Raw genomic sequence first — 17,010 nt, 5'->3', positions numbered from 1 at the left:
TCGCATTCATTTTTTACCTCCTTGTCTATCTTCTTTATTAAACAATATAATACCTACGCCAAAACATAACAATGCGCAAAATACAGCTACAAAGAACCCGAGTCCGCCTGAAATCTCGACAAGCCCTTTATACAATTCTATTAAAACTGCGCCTGTAAATATGAATTTACCTATATCAAGAAAAAGATCTCCTGCTTTTTCTCTTGCTTTTTCTGTAATCTTTAAAAATGCCAATTCTTTTATCCTTTCTTTTTACAGTATTCTCCATAAATATACTATATTTTCACACAAAAATGTTATTTTTTCTTTTTATCCGCATACAGTATCATAAACAGTGCCAACATTGAAACTGCCATACCCAAAAAGTAGGTGAATTCAAAGGTTTCGCGTAGTATCAAAAATGCAAAAAATGCCGCTAAAACGGGCTTTAGGAAAAAGATACTGCTTCCCGCGGCGACCGATACTCGTTTGAGCGCGTAAAAGAAGCAAAAATAGCCGACCGCGGTTGCCCCGAATACAAGATACGCTATTATGGAAATTGAGCGAACGTCGCGTGGAAAATCCCAATCTTGCACGAACGGTATCATAAAAATTCCACAGAGAATAAACACTAAAGAAGTAATCGAAATCGACGAATATTTTGACACCAGTTTTTTGCTTATGGCGACATAAAGTCCGAAAAACACTGCCGAAATCAGCAATAAAACGCTTGCGTAATTCTGCGAAAAGTCGGGGATTGTAAATCCGTGCGTGGAAACGTAAACTCCTGCAATTCCGAGAGTTAGCCCTGTTAAAATCAGCGGAGAAATTTTTTCTTTAAGTAAAATATGCGCAAAAAGCACGGCGAAAGCCGGGTTTAAGCAGAAAATAAGCGCCGAACTGCTTGCAGGCATAAGCGGTACGCCTTTGTGATACGGATAAAAAGCCGCCCAAATCGAAAAAGCGCAAAAAAGTAGCGTGAAAATCTCTCTGCGCGAAAGTTTTCGTAAATCTATCTTGCAGAACGGAAGCATAACAAGTCCCGCAATCAAAAAACGGCTCGACGCAAGTAAAATAGGATCGAAAGTATTGCCCAAAAGTATAACGGCAACCTCGATAGTGCTGAATAATATCAGCGTGATTGTTAATGCGGCGTATTTCAATTATGCTACGCTAACTTTTGGCATTCTTGGGAATTTTTCATCAAGAAGTACCGCTGCCCACATTATTACAAGCGACGGAACAGCTACCGCCAACATTATAGTAGATAAATCCATTACAAGCCTCCTTTCCTGTAAAATATGATGCCGGAAAACAATGCAACAATAATTCCGGTGATACTAATCGCAAGTATTTCATTGCTTATGCCTGTCGCGCCTTTTAAGATGTATTCGGCAAATAATGCTACAGACAACGCCATAAACAGACCAAATGAACAATCTCCAAGCTTTTCCGGCAGGCGTTTCTTGTCCTTTTCCTTTATTACAATTTCGTCAACAACTTTGACAAGCGCAATCTTTCTTTTCCTAATATTCCTCATTTATTCTCCTTTGCGTTATAAATATACTATATTTTCACTAAAAGCGTCGCGTTTTATCTGAAATATATCAAAATTGCTGTGCAAAGTACTTTTTTTCGCTATTTTGTTGTGCGCTGATGTATATTTGGCGCGGGAAAAAGTTTTTTTGCTGTTAGCGGCGTGGTTTTTGTTTGGGAAATACGGCGAAAAATTCTGTTCTTTAAAGCAAAATTGTCCGACGGCGAAGTTGTTGATATTGAAATGCAAGTTCGCAATGTTCCGGAGCTTTTTTCGCGGATTTCTTATTATTCGGCTAAAATGCTGACCGACCAAATAGGCAGCGGCGGCAGATATTCGAGCATAAAACCGGTTATTTCTATAATAGTTGTAGAAGAAACGCTTATATCCAAATCCGAGAAGTGTCATAATGTATTTTCTATGTTGGAAGAAGAAGAGTTGTTTCGGTTTAACGACTTGCAGGAAATCCACGTTTTGGATTTGTCCAGAATAGAGAAAGAGAACGACGAAAAACTTTCCGATTGGCTTGAATTTATCAATTCGGAAGAAGAGGAGGATTTTGTGAAAGTAGCAAAAAGAAACCCTGTGATAAATGAAGCGTTCAACGAGTTGAAGGTGTTGAGCGCCGATAAAGAGCAGCGAATCCGCTATGAAGCGCGCCTTAAAATGCAGCGCGACATTTGGTCGTTTGAGGACGCGGCGAGGAGAGAGGGCGAGCAAAGAAGAACTATAGAGATTTTTGAATGCTTGGAAAAGGGTGTTTCTTTAGAAGAAGCAAAAAAGAAGTTTCTCTTGAGAGAAAAAGTATGATAGAAAACGAAACGATAAACGCTTTGCGCGAATCTTTGAAAGTGTTGCCTGCTAATGAAGAGCAACGAATACGCTATGAGGCGCGCTTGAAAATGCAGCGCGACATTTGGTCGTTTGAGGACGCGGCGAGGAGAGAAAGAACGCTCGAAATCGTTAAACTCCTAAAAAGGGGACATTCTGTAGATGAAATAGAGAGAGCGTTTCTTTCGAGAGAAAAAGCAACTTAGACCTTGCGTGGTAAAATGGAAACAATTATCGCAGGTTTGGCGACGGCTGTCGTAATGGGCTTTTTTGCTTTTCGCGGAATGGCAAAGAACGGATGATAGAAAACGAAACGACTACATTTGCTTAACGTTTTTTTTCTCCTTCACCATAATATACTGTGTTTCACAGCAAAAGGGTCAAATTTTATCTGAAAACATGTTTCTATTTCGGTCGGCGATTTTGGCGAAAGATTTTTCGCCCCTACGTAGTCTGCGCGCAGAATTATAAACAGTGGGTAAAAGAAGTAAGGATAACCGAACGCGGTTGCTCGGAGCAGAAAATAGGTCGCAAACGAAATTGAACGGGCTTCGCGTGAAAAATCTCGGTCTTGCACGAACGGCAACCTCGATAGTGCTGAATAATATCAGCGTGATTGTTAATGCGGCATATTTCAACATACTGTTTAGTTATGCATATCTAACGCGCGGTCTTTTGCCGTCCATATTTACCGCTATGAACGCGATTATCATTGCCGGAATCATCACCATAGCAAACACAGTGCTTAATCCACCTTCCATTACAGACCTCCTCTTTTATACATAAATACAGCAAAAATGAAAACGGCAGAAGCAGCCAAAGCTCCTTGTGCAACATACTCGCTTGCTTCTCCTTTAACTACAAATTCGGCAAACAATGCCGCCACCATAACTACAAACGCATTAGAGAACATATCGCCCATTTTCTTTGGTAAATTGTCCGTGTCGTTGTTGCGTTCTACTGTCTTTCTTTTCCTAATATTCCTCATTTATTCTCCTTTGCGTTATAAATATACTATATTTTCACTAAAAGCGTCGCGTTTTATCTGAAATATATCAAAATTGCTGTACAAAGTACTTTTTTTCGCTATTTTGTTGCGCGCTGATGTATATTTGGCGCGGGAAAAAGTTTTTTTGCTGTTAGCGGCGTGGTTTTTGTTTGGGAAATACGGCGAAAAATTCTGTTCTTTTTAGGGCTTAAAAAAAGAAAAAATTAAAAATGAGGTTGTGTGTTTTGAAACATTTAAAAGAAAATAGTTTTGAAAACGACGGTTTGCCTAAAATACTTCCGCCGAAAAAGGATATTGTCTTCAAGGCGATTTTCGGCGACGAACGCAATATTGACGTATTAAGGGAGTTTTTGGAAGCTGTTATCGGCAAGCGAATAAAAAATCTTCGTCTGCTTGACCCCATAAATAAACAAAGAAGCGAAGATGACAAGTTGAGCATTTTAGACGTAAAAGCGGAATTGGCAAACGGTGAACTTGTTAATATTGAAATGCAAGCCCGCAATACACCCGATTTGCGTTCCAGGATTTCGTATTATTCGGGCAGGTCGCTTGTAGATCAAATGGGTGTGGGCGACGATTATTCTAAATTAAAGCCGGTAATTTCAATAAATGTTTTAGAAAAAACGCTTTTTAAGAAATCAAAGAAGTGCCACAATATATTTTCTATGTTTGAAGAAGACGAGCGTTTTCGGTTTAATGACTTGCAAATAATCCACGTGTTAGATTTGTCGAGAATAAATCTTGAAAAAAACGAAACGCTTTCCGATTGGTTAAGTTTTATCAATTCCGAAGAAGAGGAGGATTTTGTTATGGTCGCGCAAAAAAATAAAGCTATAAATACAGCGTTTGATTACCTGAAAATAATGAGCGCCGATAAAGAGCAAAGAATGCTTTACGAGGCTCGTCTTAAAATGCAACGCGACGCTCAGTCGTTTGAAAACGCGGCAAGGCAAGAAGGCGAAAGAAAAGGCAGGCGAGAGGGAAGAATAGAAGGTAAAATAGAAGGCAAAATAGAAGGCAAAATAGAAGGCAAAATAGAAGGCATGCAAGAAATGCTTGCTTTTCTTAAAAGCGGGCGTTCTCTCGAAGAAGCTCAGAAAAAATTTCTTTCGAGAGAAAAAGTATGATAGAAAACGAAACGATAGTCGCTTTACGCGAATCTTTGAAAGTGTTGCCTACCAATGAAGAAGAGAGAATACGCTATGAGGCGCGCTTGAAAATGCAACGCGATATTTGGTCGTTTGAGGATGCGGCAAGAAAAGCAGGGGAAAGAAAAGGTAGACGAGAAGGTATAAGAGAAGCGGAACGAGAAATAATGCTCGAAATTATAAAATTCTTGGAAGCAGGACATTCTTTCGAAGAAGCAAAAAAGAAAATTCTCGCGAAGAAAAGAAAATGACTGTGATACAATTGAAAATGGGAAAATAAATTTTTTTTAAATAAAAGGGGATATTAAATTATGGTTGCAAGATTGTTAAGGGGACGTGTGTGCCTCGGCGGTTTTGGGGCGAAGTTTGTGTTGATTGTGTTTTTGGCGATGGTGTCGTCAGTTTTTGGGCAGGTAGGTTGCGGAAACGGTTGTGTCGTGGGGGCTTGTCAACCTGTTTTTCCGGCGAACACTCAAACGTTAATGGGTGGGGTAAATCGTCCTACCACATTGCGTACTTGTGATTTTATGCCTTTTCCTACTGCTACCGGCGGCGTAGTACGCCTTTATGATTTTCCGATGTTTGACGCTGCTTTTTTAAATCAACACACTTTTTATGCTCGTAGTCATATGGAAATTCGTCGAGCCGGAGGATTTGCTGATTTTGTTACCCCTCCAAGCGGGAAAGTAGGGGCTGCTAATACAGTTCGGTTGAATGGCACATCCGGAACTTTTAGAAGTATGAATATGGACGGGCAACGTAATCCCGGCGGTGCTTATTTGCAGAGTATTTTGGAAGGTGTTGGTGCTACCGGTAATACAATAACTGTTGTTGGACAACAACAGTCGGTGGATGGCATCGGTCTTTTGTTTCCGTCTTCTTTAAGTTGGGGGCGGCGTGATGCTCAGCCTACTCTTAGTGCAGGCGATGGCGGCACTGTTTTGCGGGCGTCGGGTATTGAGCCTGAGCCTGTGGTTGGCACTGCGCTTGCCGGAAGTGTTTATGGCTTTAATCTGCCAAAATTTCCCGATCTCCGCAATTTTGACTTTGCTTCCGGCGGGAATAGTCTCGGCACAGTCGGTGGGAGTGGTTCCGGCGTAATTTCAAGTAATCGTGCACAAGCCAACCCTCTGCTTCCCGGACGTTATGCTTCAATAACAGTTGTTTCAGGTGAGGTTCTTCATATGAGTGCCGGTACTTATTTTATTGATGGCAATATAGATTTGGGTAATGGAAGTGCTATTAGGTTGCTTCCCAATGATGGTAGCTTTAGAACAGTAATTTACGTTGGCGGAAATGTGACCTTTACTGGGTTAACAGGTCAAGGCAACACACGGAATGGCGCATTGTTTGCGCCCATCGGGGGAGTGTTTTTAAGTGGACCGAACTTTGCTGACAGTCTTAGTTTGGGGACAAGTCATGGACTGGGTAATCCTCCAAGTACTGACCCATGGTTTTTTTATAATCCGGATAACAGCACACGAGATCAGAATATAACAGATGCGTTAGGGCAAGTTTTAATTGTAATGGTCGGTTCGAGTAGCAACCAAAGACCGAGGTTCGAAATGGCTAATGGCTCCGTTTTCGTTGGCTCTGTTTTAAATCCGTTTGGGTATGTGCTTTTGGGTGGTAATACTAATCCTAGTAATGCTACAAGTTTTACACCGGCTTTTTTGTTTGGGCGAATATGGGCGGATATGATAGATATTTTTAATTACGACTTCAGGACTGCGGCGAGAATTACACCGCCTAATATCATAGAGGGAAATCTAACTTTTTTAACGGGAACTGACGCTCGATTTGTTATGACCGATCGAGTAATAACAGAAAGCGGGTTTTCTCCAGAGCGACCCGGAACAGGCAGAAGTAGGTCTGTTCCTATCCAGTTGAGTATAGATAATATTGAGGAAGGTTTTACTCTTGATATAACCTATACGATTGTCCCCGGAACACCGGACAACGAATTAACTGCACGTATTGTTGAGGGAACAAGCAATACGGCACACGCTTGGGTCGCTACCGGACATATGTCAAGAACAGTGAATTTCACTCATCAAAATGATGATGGACGACAAACATTAAATTTGTTTGATTTGAACATTGTTGATAATGACATTTACGATGGCGATAAAACTTTTAGGGTTAATGTTGTAGCGACACCTCGTTGGACTAGTGATGCGAATGATGAGCCGTTTTGGTTTCCTATATTTGACGGAAACGATATCTTTACCATCACCGACGACGACCCACCATATATAATTGTGCGTTATTCTGATACAGAAGTAGGAAGCGCGACTGAGGTTAACAGAAATTTCGACGCACAGAACCCCGCTACTACAGGTGGAAGTAGAGGCGGAGTATGGGGTAATCCGCTTATGCAGTTTCGTGTTGTTTTAAATGACGGAATTTATACTACCGTGCCGCCGTCGTGGGCGACGTTTCCGATTGCTACTATCGAGGCGACGCCAAATATCAGCGGCGTTATTTTTGCTGCTTCCGACATAACGTCAGCAGGTGTATTCTCTGTAGATAGGGCGGGGAGCAGTATTGCAAATCTTGACTATGAAACAGTAAATCACAGAAACCTTACCTTGACGGCAACTGTTGCCGGCGCTACTTTTATGGGCGACGGAATACCTTTCCGCTTGATGCCGCATAATGACAATCGGGCTGAGGTTTCGCAACTGCTTCCTACTGTTGGTGATCTTCAAGCTGGTTTAATTTATGTCCTCGAAGGCGTAAACGACACTACTATTTATATAACAGTAGACGGTACTGACGGAGGCGTAGTTGCAAGCGACTACTTTACTTACAACGACATAGATATGCCTGCAAATCTTAACCGTCTTTTGGTAAGAGGTTTTGCCAGAGGTGCTGCCGCGCCTACAAATACATATCCGGGCACAGTTCCTGCAGACGTTGCTACTTTGACTACTCCGGGAATGGCTACAATAAGCGTAAGTCCTAATCGTCGGGGGTTCATATATAATCACGCACCCGCGATATTGACAGGTTCAAACACTGAACCAGATGACTTTTTTGTGTTGGTCAGAGATACAGCTGATTATGCTGGTTATGCAGGTATTCTTCCTACAGATCATCAAAGTGGACATTTTGATTTTTGGATAGAGGTTGAAGTAAATATTACTGCGCAGGACAACCATCCCCTTGAGCCGAATGGCGGCTGGGCGAGCGGTTTGCCGGCATTGACTTATTCATTGTTTGAGAATGACGAAATCACAATTGATATGAGCAGGCATTTTAAAGATTTGGACGGGAATAATGGTTTTGGCGGTTGGGAGGTTTTGTCTGCGACTGCTGCAAGCGCAGGCGGACGAGTTTTGGCGGAGCCGAGGATTAATCAGCCTAAAACCTTTATGTATAATAGTCTTCCGAATGTAGAAATCTTTGAAGATGTTGTAACTTATGTTCTCAGAGGAACGAGAGGTCGTTTGACAGATTTGCCTGTATTTGTTCCTAATGCTACTACTCTCGGTCATTTTGCTTCTCCCACAAGTGATGATAGTCTTTACGTAAGAGGCACTATCGATATACGAATTCGTCCGATAAATGATATTCAACTAGATGCGCGTAATGCTACATTTAATATTGCCGAAGGACAAATACTGACGGGTAATTTCGTGGAAATTGCGTTGAGAGCGTTGATTGTCGGTGAAAACGGAAGCGGAAGTGATATTATTCCCGTTGCTCTTGTAGAAAATAATGCGGTTCCGAATTTTGGAACAATAAGACCTGATTTTGGAACAACAAGACCTGAAAGAGAAAATGACTTCGGCGGAACAAATGCTTTCTTGGCGCCTAACCCGCGGATTGATTTAAATCCGGGCAATGCCAGTATTCTTTTCGCCGGACAGCAAGTTGTACCTAATCAAGTTGTACCTGATAATGAATTCCGTTTTACTGCAATAGTACCGGGTGTTTACACGCTCACTTACACTATTCAGGATGATTTCTTCCCGAACTTTGATTTGTGGCTACCTACTTGGAGAAATTTGCTTTGGGATGCGGGTGCTGCGACGGAACCTGAGGTCATACCCGGTTGGTGGACAAATGGAACGGATAGACGTAGATACGCTCGTCCTGCAGAGCTTTCAGACAACGACTGGAATGATTTGAACGCTCGAATAAACCGTCGCTTTACTACAGAGCTTAGGACAGGGACAATTACTATAAATGTAATGGCGGGAAATACTAATGCTCCGCAAGTTGTCGAAGCGGACAATTACAACATAGTTCGTTTGTCGACGCCTGTGCTTGAAAACGAAACGCTTCCGATAACTCTTAACGTAAGAGACGCGGATTTTGCGAAAAATCTCGGCGGCTCTCTTGGTTTGCTTGTCGGTATGGCGTTGACGCCTCCGGAACAACTTACGATTACATTTGTCGGAAGAGGAAATCGCGGAACGGCGACATTGACGAGCGCTACTAACGGCTCGGTTGCTCCAAATGCAAACGGCGGAACAGCGACGCTTACCAATGACGGAACGATTACCTTTAACTATGTTCACGGGGGCGATGTTCGCACAGAAGGACCATTCGTTGATACGATAACCATAAATGTCAGAGACAATGCACAGCCGACATATCATTCGATTAATGTTCGGGTTATTGTTAACATATTGCCGATAAACGATAACGCGCCCACTGCGACAGGCGGTACAATGACTCTTGATATAGGTAGGGAAATTGGTTTTCAACCGACTGTTGCAAGAGCAGGTGATGGACTTGCTATAACTGCTGACTATGACATAGATGAATGGAGCAATAATGCGTCGGCTCCTCTTTCGCGACGTGCTTCTGTTAGATTGGCAAGAGAAACGGCGCAGGTGTGGTACGCTCATCCGCAAGGGCACGTTGAACTTCGTACGGGAACAGGTCTTGGTACGCCAACGGGTGTATATGTCGCAATTCAGCAATTTCCGGACAACCGTCTGAGTGGAGAATTCGGCAATATTACAGTAATAGCGCCGCACGGAATTATGCCGATACAGAACGCTTGGTTTGAGTACGTAATTACTGATACCATTACTTGGGAAGAGTTAACTGCGGCAGTAAACGACGCAATTTCTTCAACAACTCCGACAAATGAATCGCGTTTGTCGCCTGTGGGACATAGTGGTACGGCGACAGGTAGAATTTACGTAAATCTTAATGTAAACGCAGCCGACCTTATAAACGGAACACGTGATGGTACGGTTGCATTGGACATTAAAGATGCAGCGACTGCAACGGCATTGACAAGCGCTTCGCCGAGGGGCGGAACTCCCGCTTCGGGCGTTGCTCTCAATAATTTGCTTTCGGGCGTGGGTACAACGGAAAACAGCCGTATTGCGGCAAACAGAGTTGTATTTACAGCTATCCCTACTGCTACTGTTGCGCAACTTTGGGCTGTTCCTGCAAATGCGCAAGGCGAATCCGTCGGAACGCTGAGACAGGTTGTTCAGAACGATATAACAAACGCTGTTCGTTTTACGGGCACGTTTGAATACAGACATCTTGGTATAGCAAGAACAAATGCCGGCGCGGCATTCTCTTACAGAGGAGTGCTTCCGACTGAAATCAGAAACGTTGCGAACCAAGAAGTATTGGGAGCGGCGATAGAAGTTGATGTCGCAGTTTATGCACAAAACAACAGCCGTCCGAGGATAGACGGCAGAGCGTCAACACTTGCAATCGGCGACGAAAGAAGCGGTTTTGGTGTAGGTAATCAAGGAACTGTTGTAAATATTCTTGCAGATGTAACCCAAGGTATGACAGACGACGACGATAATTGGGGTGGGAGAGTTCCTGCCGATCGATTGACAAGTGAATTTAGAGTAGCAGGTCTTTTGATAAGAGAAGGCGCGACAGACAAACTTGTAGATTCGGTTATTGTCAGGAGAAACGGCGACCTTGTTCAGTGGACAGGAAGTAATTTTAATGCGGCAACAGACTCAATTACCGTCAGACGTGCAATTGGCTCCGACGGCGGAGGTTGGGAGAAAAATATAGTGCTGAGCCATCACGCCGAAGTGGGTAATGGTTCGGGCAACGTTAAACGCATTGACTTTGCTACAGCTAACGGACTTGGAATCGGCGTGATTGTTACGGATTTGACCGGAAAAACGCTTTTTGACGGAACTCCCGAAGCAAATACGCTTGTAAATGTAAGCAATTTTAGTTATAACGAGGCTACAAGAACTTGGAGCGGAGCTTATCCTGCGGATAACGGAGTCGGCGGCAGATTGAATGTACACAGAGCTAACCCTGTTGTTGTTCCTGTGGCTATCGAGGTCAGAAACGTGAATAATTTCAGACCGGAGTTGAATTTCAATGTAAATACGACAAACGGTTTGACTACGACTGATTACAGAGGTCAAACAAACATTGACACCATTGTAGTAAGAAGCAGAAGTACAGAGAGACGTCATTTGGGGCAGAATTTCAATGTAGCAGGTCAGGATTATACTTATCTTGTCTATTACGGTCCTAACACGGAGCCTCGTAATTTTGTAACAGGTTATGTGTTTGTTGACAGAGATTTGGACGGAGACAACATTGTATATCGAAATATCAGTAATATCCAAAAAGCTGACGGCGATTATATGGGCAATATGGCAGGTGTATTCAGCTTTGACGCCAACAATTTTGTTGTTAATGCCGCAAGTATTGATGCTTCTTGGACGGGAACAGTCGATTATGAAGCCTACGACGGAGTTCACGTTGTTCAAGGCAGAGTATTTGTTAAAATTGTTAACGACGAGGGCTTTAGCCCGACAACGGTTTCAGGCGAAATGACCGTAAACGAAGGCGGCAGAGTAAGTGCATTTAACGAGATAGCTTCGCGGGACGGTTTTATTACGGAGGAAACCAACCGGTTGCTTTATCTTGTAAAAACAACAACTGCGATTGGTTGGAATTATAATGCCGATAGAGTAATATTTACCCAGCGTCCCGAAAGAGGACATTTGTGGGCGACTCCTGTCGGCGGAACTCTCAGACAGGTTGTACAAAATGATATTATAAACGGAACGTTATTTGACGGTTCGGCTGAGTTCAGATACTATCACATTAACGGTGATAATGTCGGTTATACTTCGCAAGAAATTGCGGCGATGTTCTCAGATCGTTTCAGATTTATTCCCGTATTGCCTGTAGAGAACGGAAGTTTTGAAGGAACGGAAACAGAAGTGAGCATCGTCATAAACCCGCGCAACAACAACGCGCCGATAATTGACGACAAGAGCGTCAGCAACCTTGGCGTTCTTCGCGAAGGCGTTTCTGCCATAGAATTTGCAGTTCTCAGAAATAACGACGGCGCTCCTTCAGGCTCAATACTTGACGTAGCCGGCAACAGAGGCAATACAGACTTTGACTTTGGCACTTGGTTTGAGATACAAAACACGACAAACAACGTAAGAGTTGTGGGAATCAGGCAAGGCATCGACATTGCAACAAGCACTGTGATAGCAGATTGGCAAACTCGTTTTGCTCATCCGATAAGTGGAGCGGAAGCAACGATTACGGCAACTCGTGCAAGCGATACCACAATCAGTGTAGGATTTACGGGCGAACTCAGACAAGCAACCGACATTTGGGCGCATATCAGATTTGACGTAATTGACCCGACGCCTTATTGTGATAGAAATCAGTTGACCAATGACGGAGAGAATGGTGCGGAAAACAGGATACATCCGGTTGTGGCGAACTTCTATTTGCGTATAACTCCGCAAAATGACCACGCACCGACAAAGCCGATGTATGATGACGGCGGAACGATGAGAATGCGTAGCGACAGTGTGTTTCTGGCGTTTAACGGACTTGGTGGCGAAAACGCGGTAATAGTGCCGGTGATGACGCAAAATTTGACAGCTTCGGTCGACGGTGTTGTTGGCGTGCCGATGGGTACTCCTCGTAGCGTTGTTCGCACTTATTTGCCGACGGATGCCGACGGCGACAGATTGTCATTGGTGGCTGGAAGCATACCCGGTATCGGCGAAGTCGGCGGTATCAGTTCGGTTTACGGCGGAAAAATTACGGCGGAGATTGTCGGTCAAAATATTTTGGTAAACGCTGACGAAATTGCCCAATTTACATTTGGACCGAGCGACAGAATTATTATTGATGGTCGCACTCTTCTTGCTAAAAGAGAGACGATAATATACCAGATAACGGATCGTGCTCCGGACGGAATAACGCAAGCGACTTACGGCGCGTCAAGAACCGTAACTTGCACGCTTCATATTTTCGTAGTGGCAAATCCGAGACCTGATATTAGCGCTTTGCCTAATAACGGAGTGGGAACTTGGAGATTAAACGAAGGTGCGCGCGGCGACATATTTAGTTTTGTTGATGCAAATTCTGCTGATACAAGGCATATATCCGCAAGCGAATTTAATGAAACCGACCCGTCCGTCGCAACAGCAGACGATACGCTCTCTTCAATAACCGACTTGTTTGAATTTGTTGACAGATTGGTTATTTGGGAAACAGCGGCTAACTCGGGAACCCTTGTGCAAAACGGCGAACTTTGGGGCAGATTGTCCACAATGGCGTCTGATGCTGATATTGTAGAACTTGGTTCGCTGGGTGAGCATTTTACCGAAACTCAACTCGGTGGGTCGGGTATTCGCGGTGTAGTAGTTGCAGGTGGAGCAGTCGGAGCGTTGGAGTATAGACATGACGGCGGCGAGGTTCACAGAGACGGATTTTCGTTTAACGTTATGTTGCCGGAAGAGTTCGGTTCGCTTATGAGCACATCCGACGATGGAAGAATTTTGCGAAACGGAACTATGAACATTGTTCTTAACCCGCGTAATAACAACAGACCTTTGGGCGGTAATCTTCTTTCAAGTTCAATAATTATCGAGCAAAGACTTGGCGGAACGGCAAGTGTAAGAACTCTTCACCCGGACGAAATAGCCGGTGATGACGACCAGCCGTCCGATGAGAATTTTGTGAAAATTCCGTCGCCTGCAATGGCTGCAACATTGCCAAGACCGGGTGAGTTCGGACTTGCTACGACAAACGCGCTTTTCTTCTCGTCTATGGCGCAAACACCTGAGCATGCAGGGCGTATAACATTAGCGCCTTATTATCCTAATGGTGATACAATCGGTGTTGTATATACATATACGGGTGCTTTATGGTTGCCGGATTTGGAAGCAACAAGCGGTAATTTTGAAGATATTGTCTTTATACAGGTAATGGACTCTACTTCTTATTCTGTGCCTTTTGACCTTACAAATGTTGCAGACCGAACAGACGACCGGCTCACTCTTAACGGAACAGGAAACAAAAACTACATAGGATTCCTTTGGGATACATTGCGAATAACTATTGTTCCCGAAAATAACCGCGGTGCGTTTATTGACGGAAGCAGAGACAATGTAGAAGATGGTACTGTTGTTGATGAGGCAACGCATACGGTAAGCGCAACACTTATGCCTATCTATGTTCCCGAAAATGGTGAAGTTCGCGCTGACGAAGGAATAACGACTAACCACGGAGGCACTTGGTTTGGCGGTGTAGTTAGCGCTATTCCGCTTAAGAATAGGGATGTTGCTCTTGACAGCGCCAGACAGGTTATTTTGGCAGACGGCGCAATTTGGACAACTGGTACCGCTCTAAGCGATGTCTCACATTTCCTTGACGAAAACGGCGATGAATTATTCTTTGTCGTATCTCAGGAGGGAGAGTTCGGAGAAGTTGAATTGCTCGGACAAAACGGAACGTTTATGTACACGCATAACCCCGAAAGAGTTCGCGGCATAGACGCATCTTTTGTCGATACGGTGAAAATCGAAATAAGAGACAGACTAGACCGTACCGGATTTAATACCGTGGTAACTATTCCTGTTCGCATAGTTCCCCGCAAGGACGAAGCGACGACATTCGGTACAGACGCGCAGAGAACAATCTCCGTCGTGGAAAATAACGAAGCGGCGCCTATTTACTTTATCCGCGATTTGGTGCGCACAAACGACAGATGGCCTCTTAGAGAAGATATGACCGCTTGCGAGAATATTCCTGCTACAACACAAGGATATGACCGCGCGCAAGAGCTTATTGATTGGTATATGGCTGTCGGCGATATGCGCGACTTTGATGAAGTAGAGATTGCTCTTGTAGCATTCGGTGCAACCAGACCGACCATTACAGCTGACTCTGTGGCGTGGTTTAACGCTCTTGCGAACAGAACGCTTTTGGAAGGATTGGATGCCAACGGTGAGATAAACCGTCGTGTGGCAATAGACAATGATTCAAACATTGTTTATGAAAGCATTCGCGTTCAGGACAGCAGAAACCCGATAACAGAAGACACGGTTTGGGTTGCAATTAAGTCCACAAACTGGATTGACTGCAACAATTCTCGTATTACCTTGGCGCCGATTTTCGTGGATATTACAGGCGTTGCTCCGAGAGCGCAAAATCACGAAATGCTTGTGAACGAAGGCGAAGAGCAAACGTGGTTGCACTTGTTTAATACTGAGGGTGATCCGTCAAGCGGACTTGCGGCGAGATACAGATCTGTAAAAGGTCAAAGTTCTAACGCAGATTTCCCTTACGGTATCAACCTTTATGTTCTTCAGGGCGCTGAATGGGGCGACGTTGATGTTAAAATATGTCGCGAGCCGAGAACTGTCGGAACTGAACAGAACGTCGTTTTCCCTCGCTACGGAACAGTGGAACTTCGCAGTAATACGCACGTACCTGTGGACGAAAACGTTAATCCTTGGTCTGTTGACGGTTGGATAAGATATTCGCACGACGAAACTACGGATTGGCGTAATTATATCCAGGTTGAAGACGAAAAAGGAGAGATGTTCAGAGTGCCGAATTTCAAGGATACTGTATTCTATGTCCTCAGAGATCGCAGAAATCCGACTTTAACGGACACTGCAATGGTTATCGTTCATATTGACCCTGCTCCGGACAGATTTGATAACGACGAATTACCGTTCTATTCGGACGAGATAAGAATAATGCCTGACGGAACTGAGGTTTCGGGAGCAGACGGTATTATAGATATGGTTACTATAACGTTTGCTAACAGGGTAATTCTCGGTGATTTGGGTTTTGAACTCGGTTTGGGAGATAGCTGGGCGCCGATAACAATAGATACTGCTAATATCACTATTCTCGCAGGCTCTAACGGAAGAGTTGTTCGCATTCCTCTCTTGGATATGCCGCAGAATATTACAAGCGGAACAATGAGTTTGCGTTTGACTTATCTTAACTTCCCGCTACCGGCAATAGACCCGGATGACCCGGAGGAGCCTGTAAGGTTCCGCACGGCAGTCAGAGCGGTGGCGGATGGAGCGGCTCCTGTGGTTACCGACGCAAGATTTTTCAAAAATGCTACAGCGGGAGTTATGGACATACTTGAGGTGGATTTGAGCGAAGGAGCTTGGGCGGCATTTGAAAACGGCGACCATCCGTTTATGGTGTTCAAAACCGACGCAAGCACTGCGATAGGCTCAGATGTTATCGAGAACGTTCGCGTTAGATTGATTGACACAACCAATGTTGGCGGAAGAACAAGAGTTCGTATGGAAGTATTAAGCGGCGAAATTGCGGCGGGCGACTCATTGTTTATCAATCCTGCAACACGTCTTCGCGATATGAGCCCGAGAGCTAACTTCCAGACTGCTTACAACAATATTCGTCGTGATATTAGAGTAGAGTATGTTAATTCGATTGTCGGCGCTTGGTATCTTGATACAAGTTCTGTGCGCGACGGATTTGTAAGCGTAATAAGAGTGCAAACCGCCACAGAGATGGACGATGCGTCGATTTTAGCTCAACTTTCGGCTCGTATCGGAACTACATTCACTATACCTTCGGAGTCTGCAAACCGCAACTTTGAAGTTATTGAGATAGTTCCCGCAAGATGGACGGAAGGGCTGCAAACATATTTGGGAAGCGGCAATACGCATTTCGGATTTGATATTGTTGTAAACGACAGCAGTTTGGTTCCGAACACAGCAGTAGGTGCACGAGATGTTATTAGCTTGACGGAGGAGATAAAATCTACTATCGACCCTCTTCTCTCTCTTAGCTCGCTCGTCGGCGAAATTAGCATTCGCGACAGTATTGCTCCGGTTATTACAGAGGCAAGCTTGTTTATCCGCAACACCGACACTACGCTTGTCGTAATGTTCTCGGAAGCAGTTCAGACTCCCGACCACGGAAGAGCGTTTGATTTCTTTGACAGCAGAGACGCAACGGGCAATACCGTGTTTTATATGGATACGGATGCTCCTGTAGGTAGCGGACGCAGTTGGAGTTATAGAGTTCGCAGAATGAGTAAGGCGTTCCCGAACAACAGCGACAGTATTCGTATAGTTGTCGGCGACCGTATTCGCGATATGAACAGTAATTTCCAAACAGATACAACAGTTTGGGCTCAACTGAGAGTTCCTCCCGATGATCAGAGAGGCATTCCCGAGGCAGATTTATGGGTTTATCCGTCTCCTGCTCGTCTCGTAAGCCGTAATGGGCGT

General features: G+C 44.2%; 10 protein-coding genes. 6 read left to right on the top strand and 4 right to left on the bottom strand.

Features of this window, described 5'->3' with window-relative positions:
• Window positions 1-6: 6 nt before the first annotated feature.
• The 3 genes from FWE23_08370 to FWE23_08360 form a co-directional block, all read right to left on the bottom strand.
• Window positions 7-234 (bottom strand): hypothetical protein, encoded by a 228-nt coding sequence (locus FWE23_08370; protein ID MCL2845449.1) that lies wholly within the window; start codon window positions 232-234, stop codon window positions 7-9.
• A gap of 62 nt (window positions 235-296) precedes the next feature.
• Window positions 297-1,142 carry a DMT family transporter gene (locus FWE23_08365; protein MCL2845448.1) on the bottom strand — a complete coding sequence of 282 codons (846 nt, stop codon included), beginning with the start codon at window positions 1,140-1,142 and terminating at the stop codon, window positions 297-299.
• A gap of 113 nt (window positions 1,143-1,255) precedes the next feature.
• Window positions 1,256-1,519: a hypothetical protein gene (locus FWE23_08360; GenBank protein MCL2845447.1), complete on the bottom strand. Its 264-nt coding sequence runs from the start codon at window positions 1,517-1,519 to the stop codon at window positions 1,256-1,258.
• A gap of 210 nt (window positions 1,520-1,729) precedes the next feature.
• Here FWE23_08360 and FWE23_08355 point away from each other — a divergent pair, with 210 nt between their 5' ends.
• The 3 genes from FWE23_08355 (at window position 1,730) to FWE23_08345 (ending at window position 3,133) form a co-directional block, all read left to right on the top strand.
• Window positions 1,730-2,326, top strand: coding sequence for an Rpn family recombination-promoting nuclease/putative transposase (locus FWE23_08355; GenBank protein MCL2845446.1), 597 nt, complete (start codon window positions 1,730-1,732; stop codon window positions 2,324-2,326).
• Window positions 2,323-2,553 (top strand): hypothetical protein, encoded by a 231-nt coding sequence (locus FWE23_08350; GenBank protein ID MCL2845445.1) that lies wholly within the window; start codon window positions 2,323-2,325, stop codon window positions 2,551-2,553. Before FWE23_08355 ends, FWE23_08350 begins: the two co-directional genes overlap by 4 nt.
• 268 nt (window positions 2,554-2,821) lie before the next feature.
• The gene (locus FWE23_08345; GenBank protein ID MCL2845444.1) at window positions 2,822-3,133 is read left to right on the top strand and encodes a hypothetical protein; all 312 of its coding nucleotides are present in this window, start codon (window positions 2,822-2,824) and stop codon (window positions 3,131-3,133) included.
• On the opposite strand, the gene FWE23_08340 is transcribed toward FWE23_08345, so the two are convergent.
• The gene (locus FWE23_08340) at window positions 3,108-3,335 is read right to left on the bottom strand and encodes a hypothetical protein (protein MCL2845443.1); all 228 of its coding nucleotides are present in this window, start codon (window positions 3,333-3,335) and stop codon (window positions 3,108-3,110) included. The genes FWE23_08345 and FWE23_08340 overlap by 26 nt on opposite strands.
• A gap of 245 nt (window positions 3,336-3,580) precedes the next feature.
• Here FWE23_08340 and FWE23_08335 point away from each other — a divergent pair, with 245 nt between their 5' ends.
• From FWE23_08335 to FWE23_08325, 3 genes are all read left to right on the top strand, one after another.
• Entirely contained in the window at window positions 3,581-4,483 is a 903-nt protein-coding gene (locus FWE23_08335; protein MCL2845442.1) for an Rpn family recombination-promoting nuclease/putative transposase, read from the top strand.
• Window positions 4,480-4,755: a hypothetical protein gene (locus tag FWE23_08330; GenBank protein MCL2845441.1), complete on the top strand. Its 276-nt coding sequence runs from the start codon at window positions 4,480-4,482 to the stop codon at window positions 4,753-4,755. The genes FWE23_08335 and FWE23_08330 overlap by 4 nt, the downstream gene beginning before the upstream one ends.
• Before the next feature lie 60 nt (window positions 4,756-4,815).
• Window positions 4,816-17,010, top strand: a 12,195-nt coding sequence (locus FWE23_08325) for a hypothetical protein (GenBank protein ID MCL2845440.1), incomplete at its 3' end; no start/stop codon positions are given.

This window comes from Chitinivibrionia bacterium (assembly GCA_009779925.1).
Lineage (GTDB): Bacteria > Fibrobacterota > Chitinivibrionia > Chitinivibrionales > Chitinivibrionaceae > WRFX01.
This window is presented reverse-complemented; position numbering and strand designations above follow the sequence as displayed.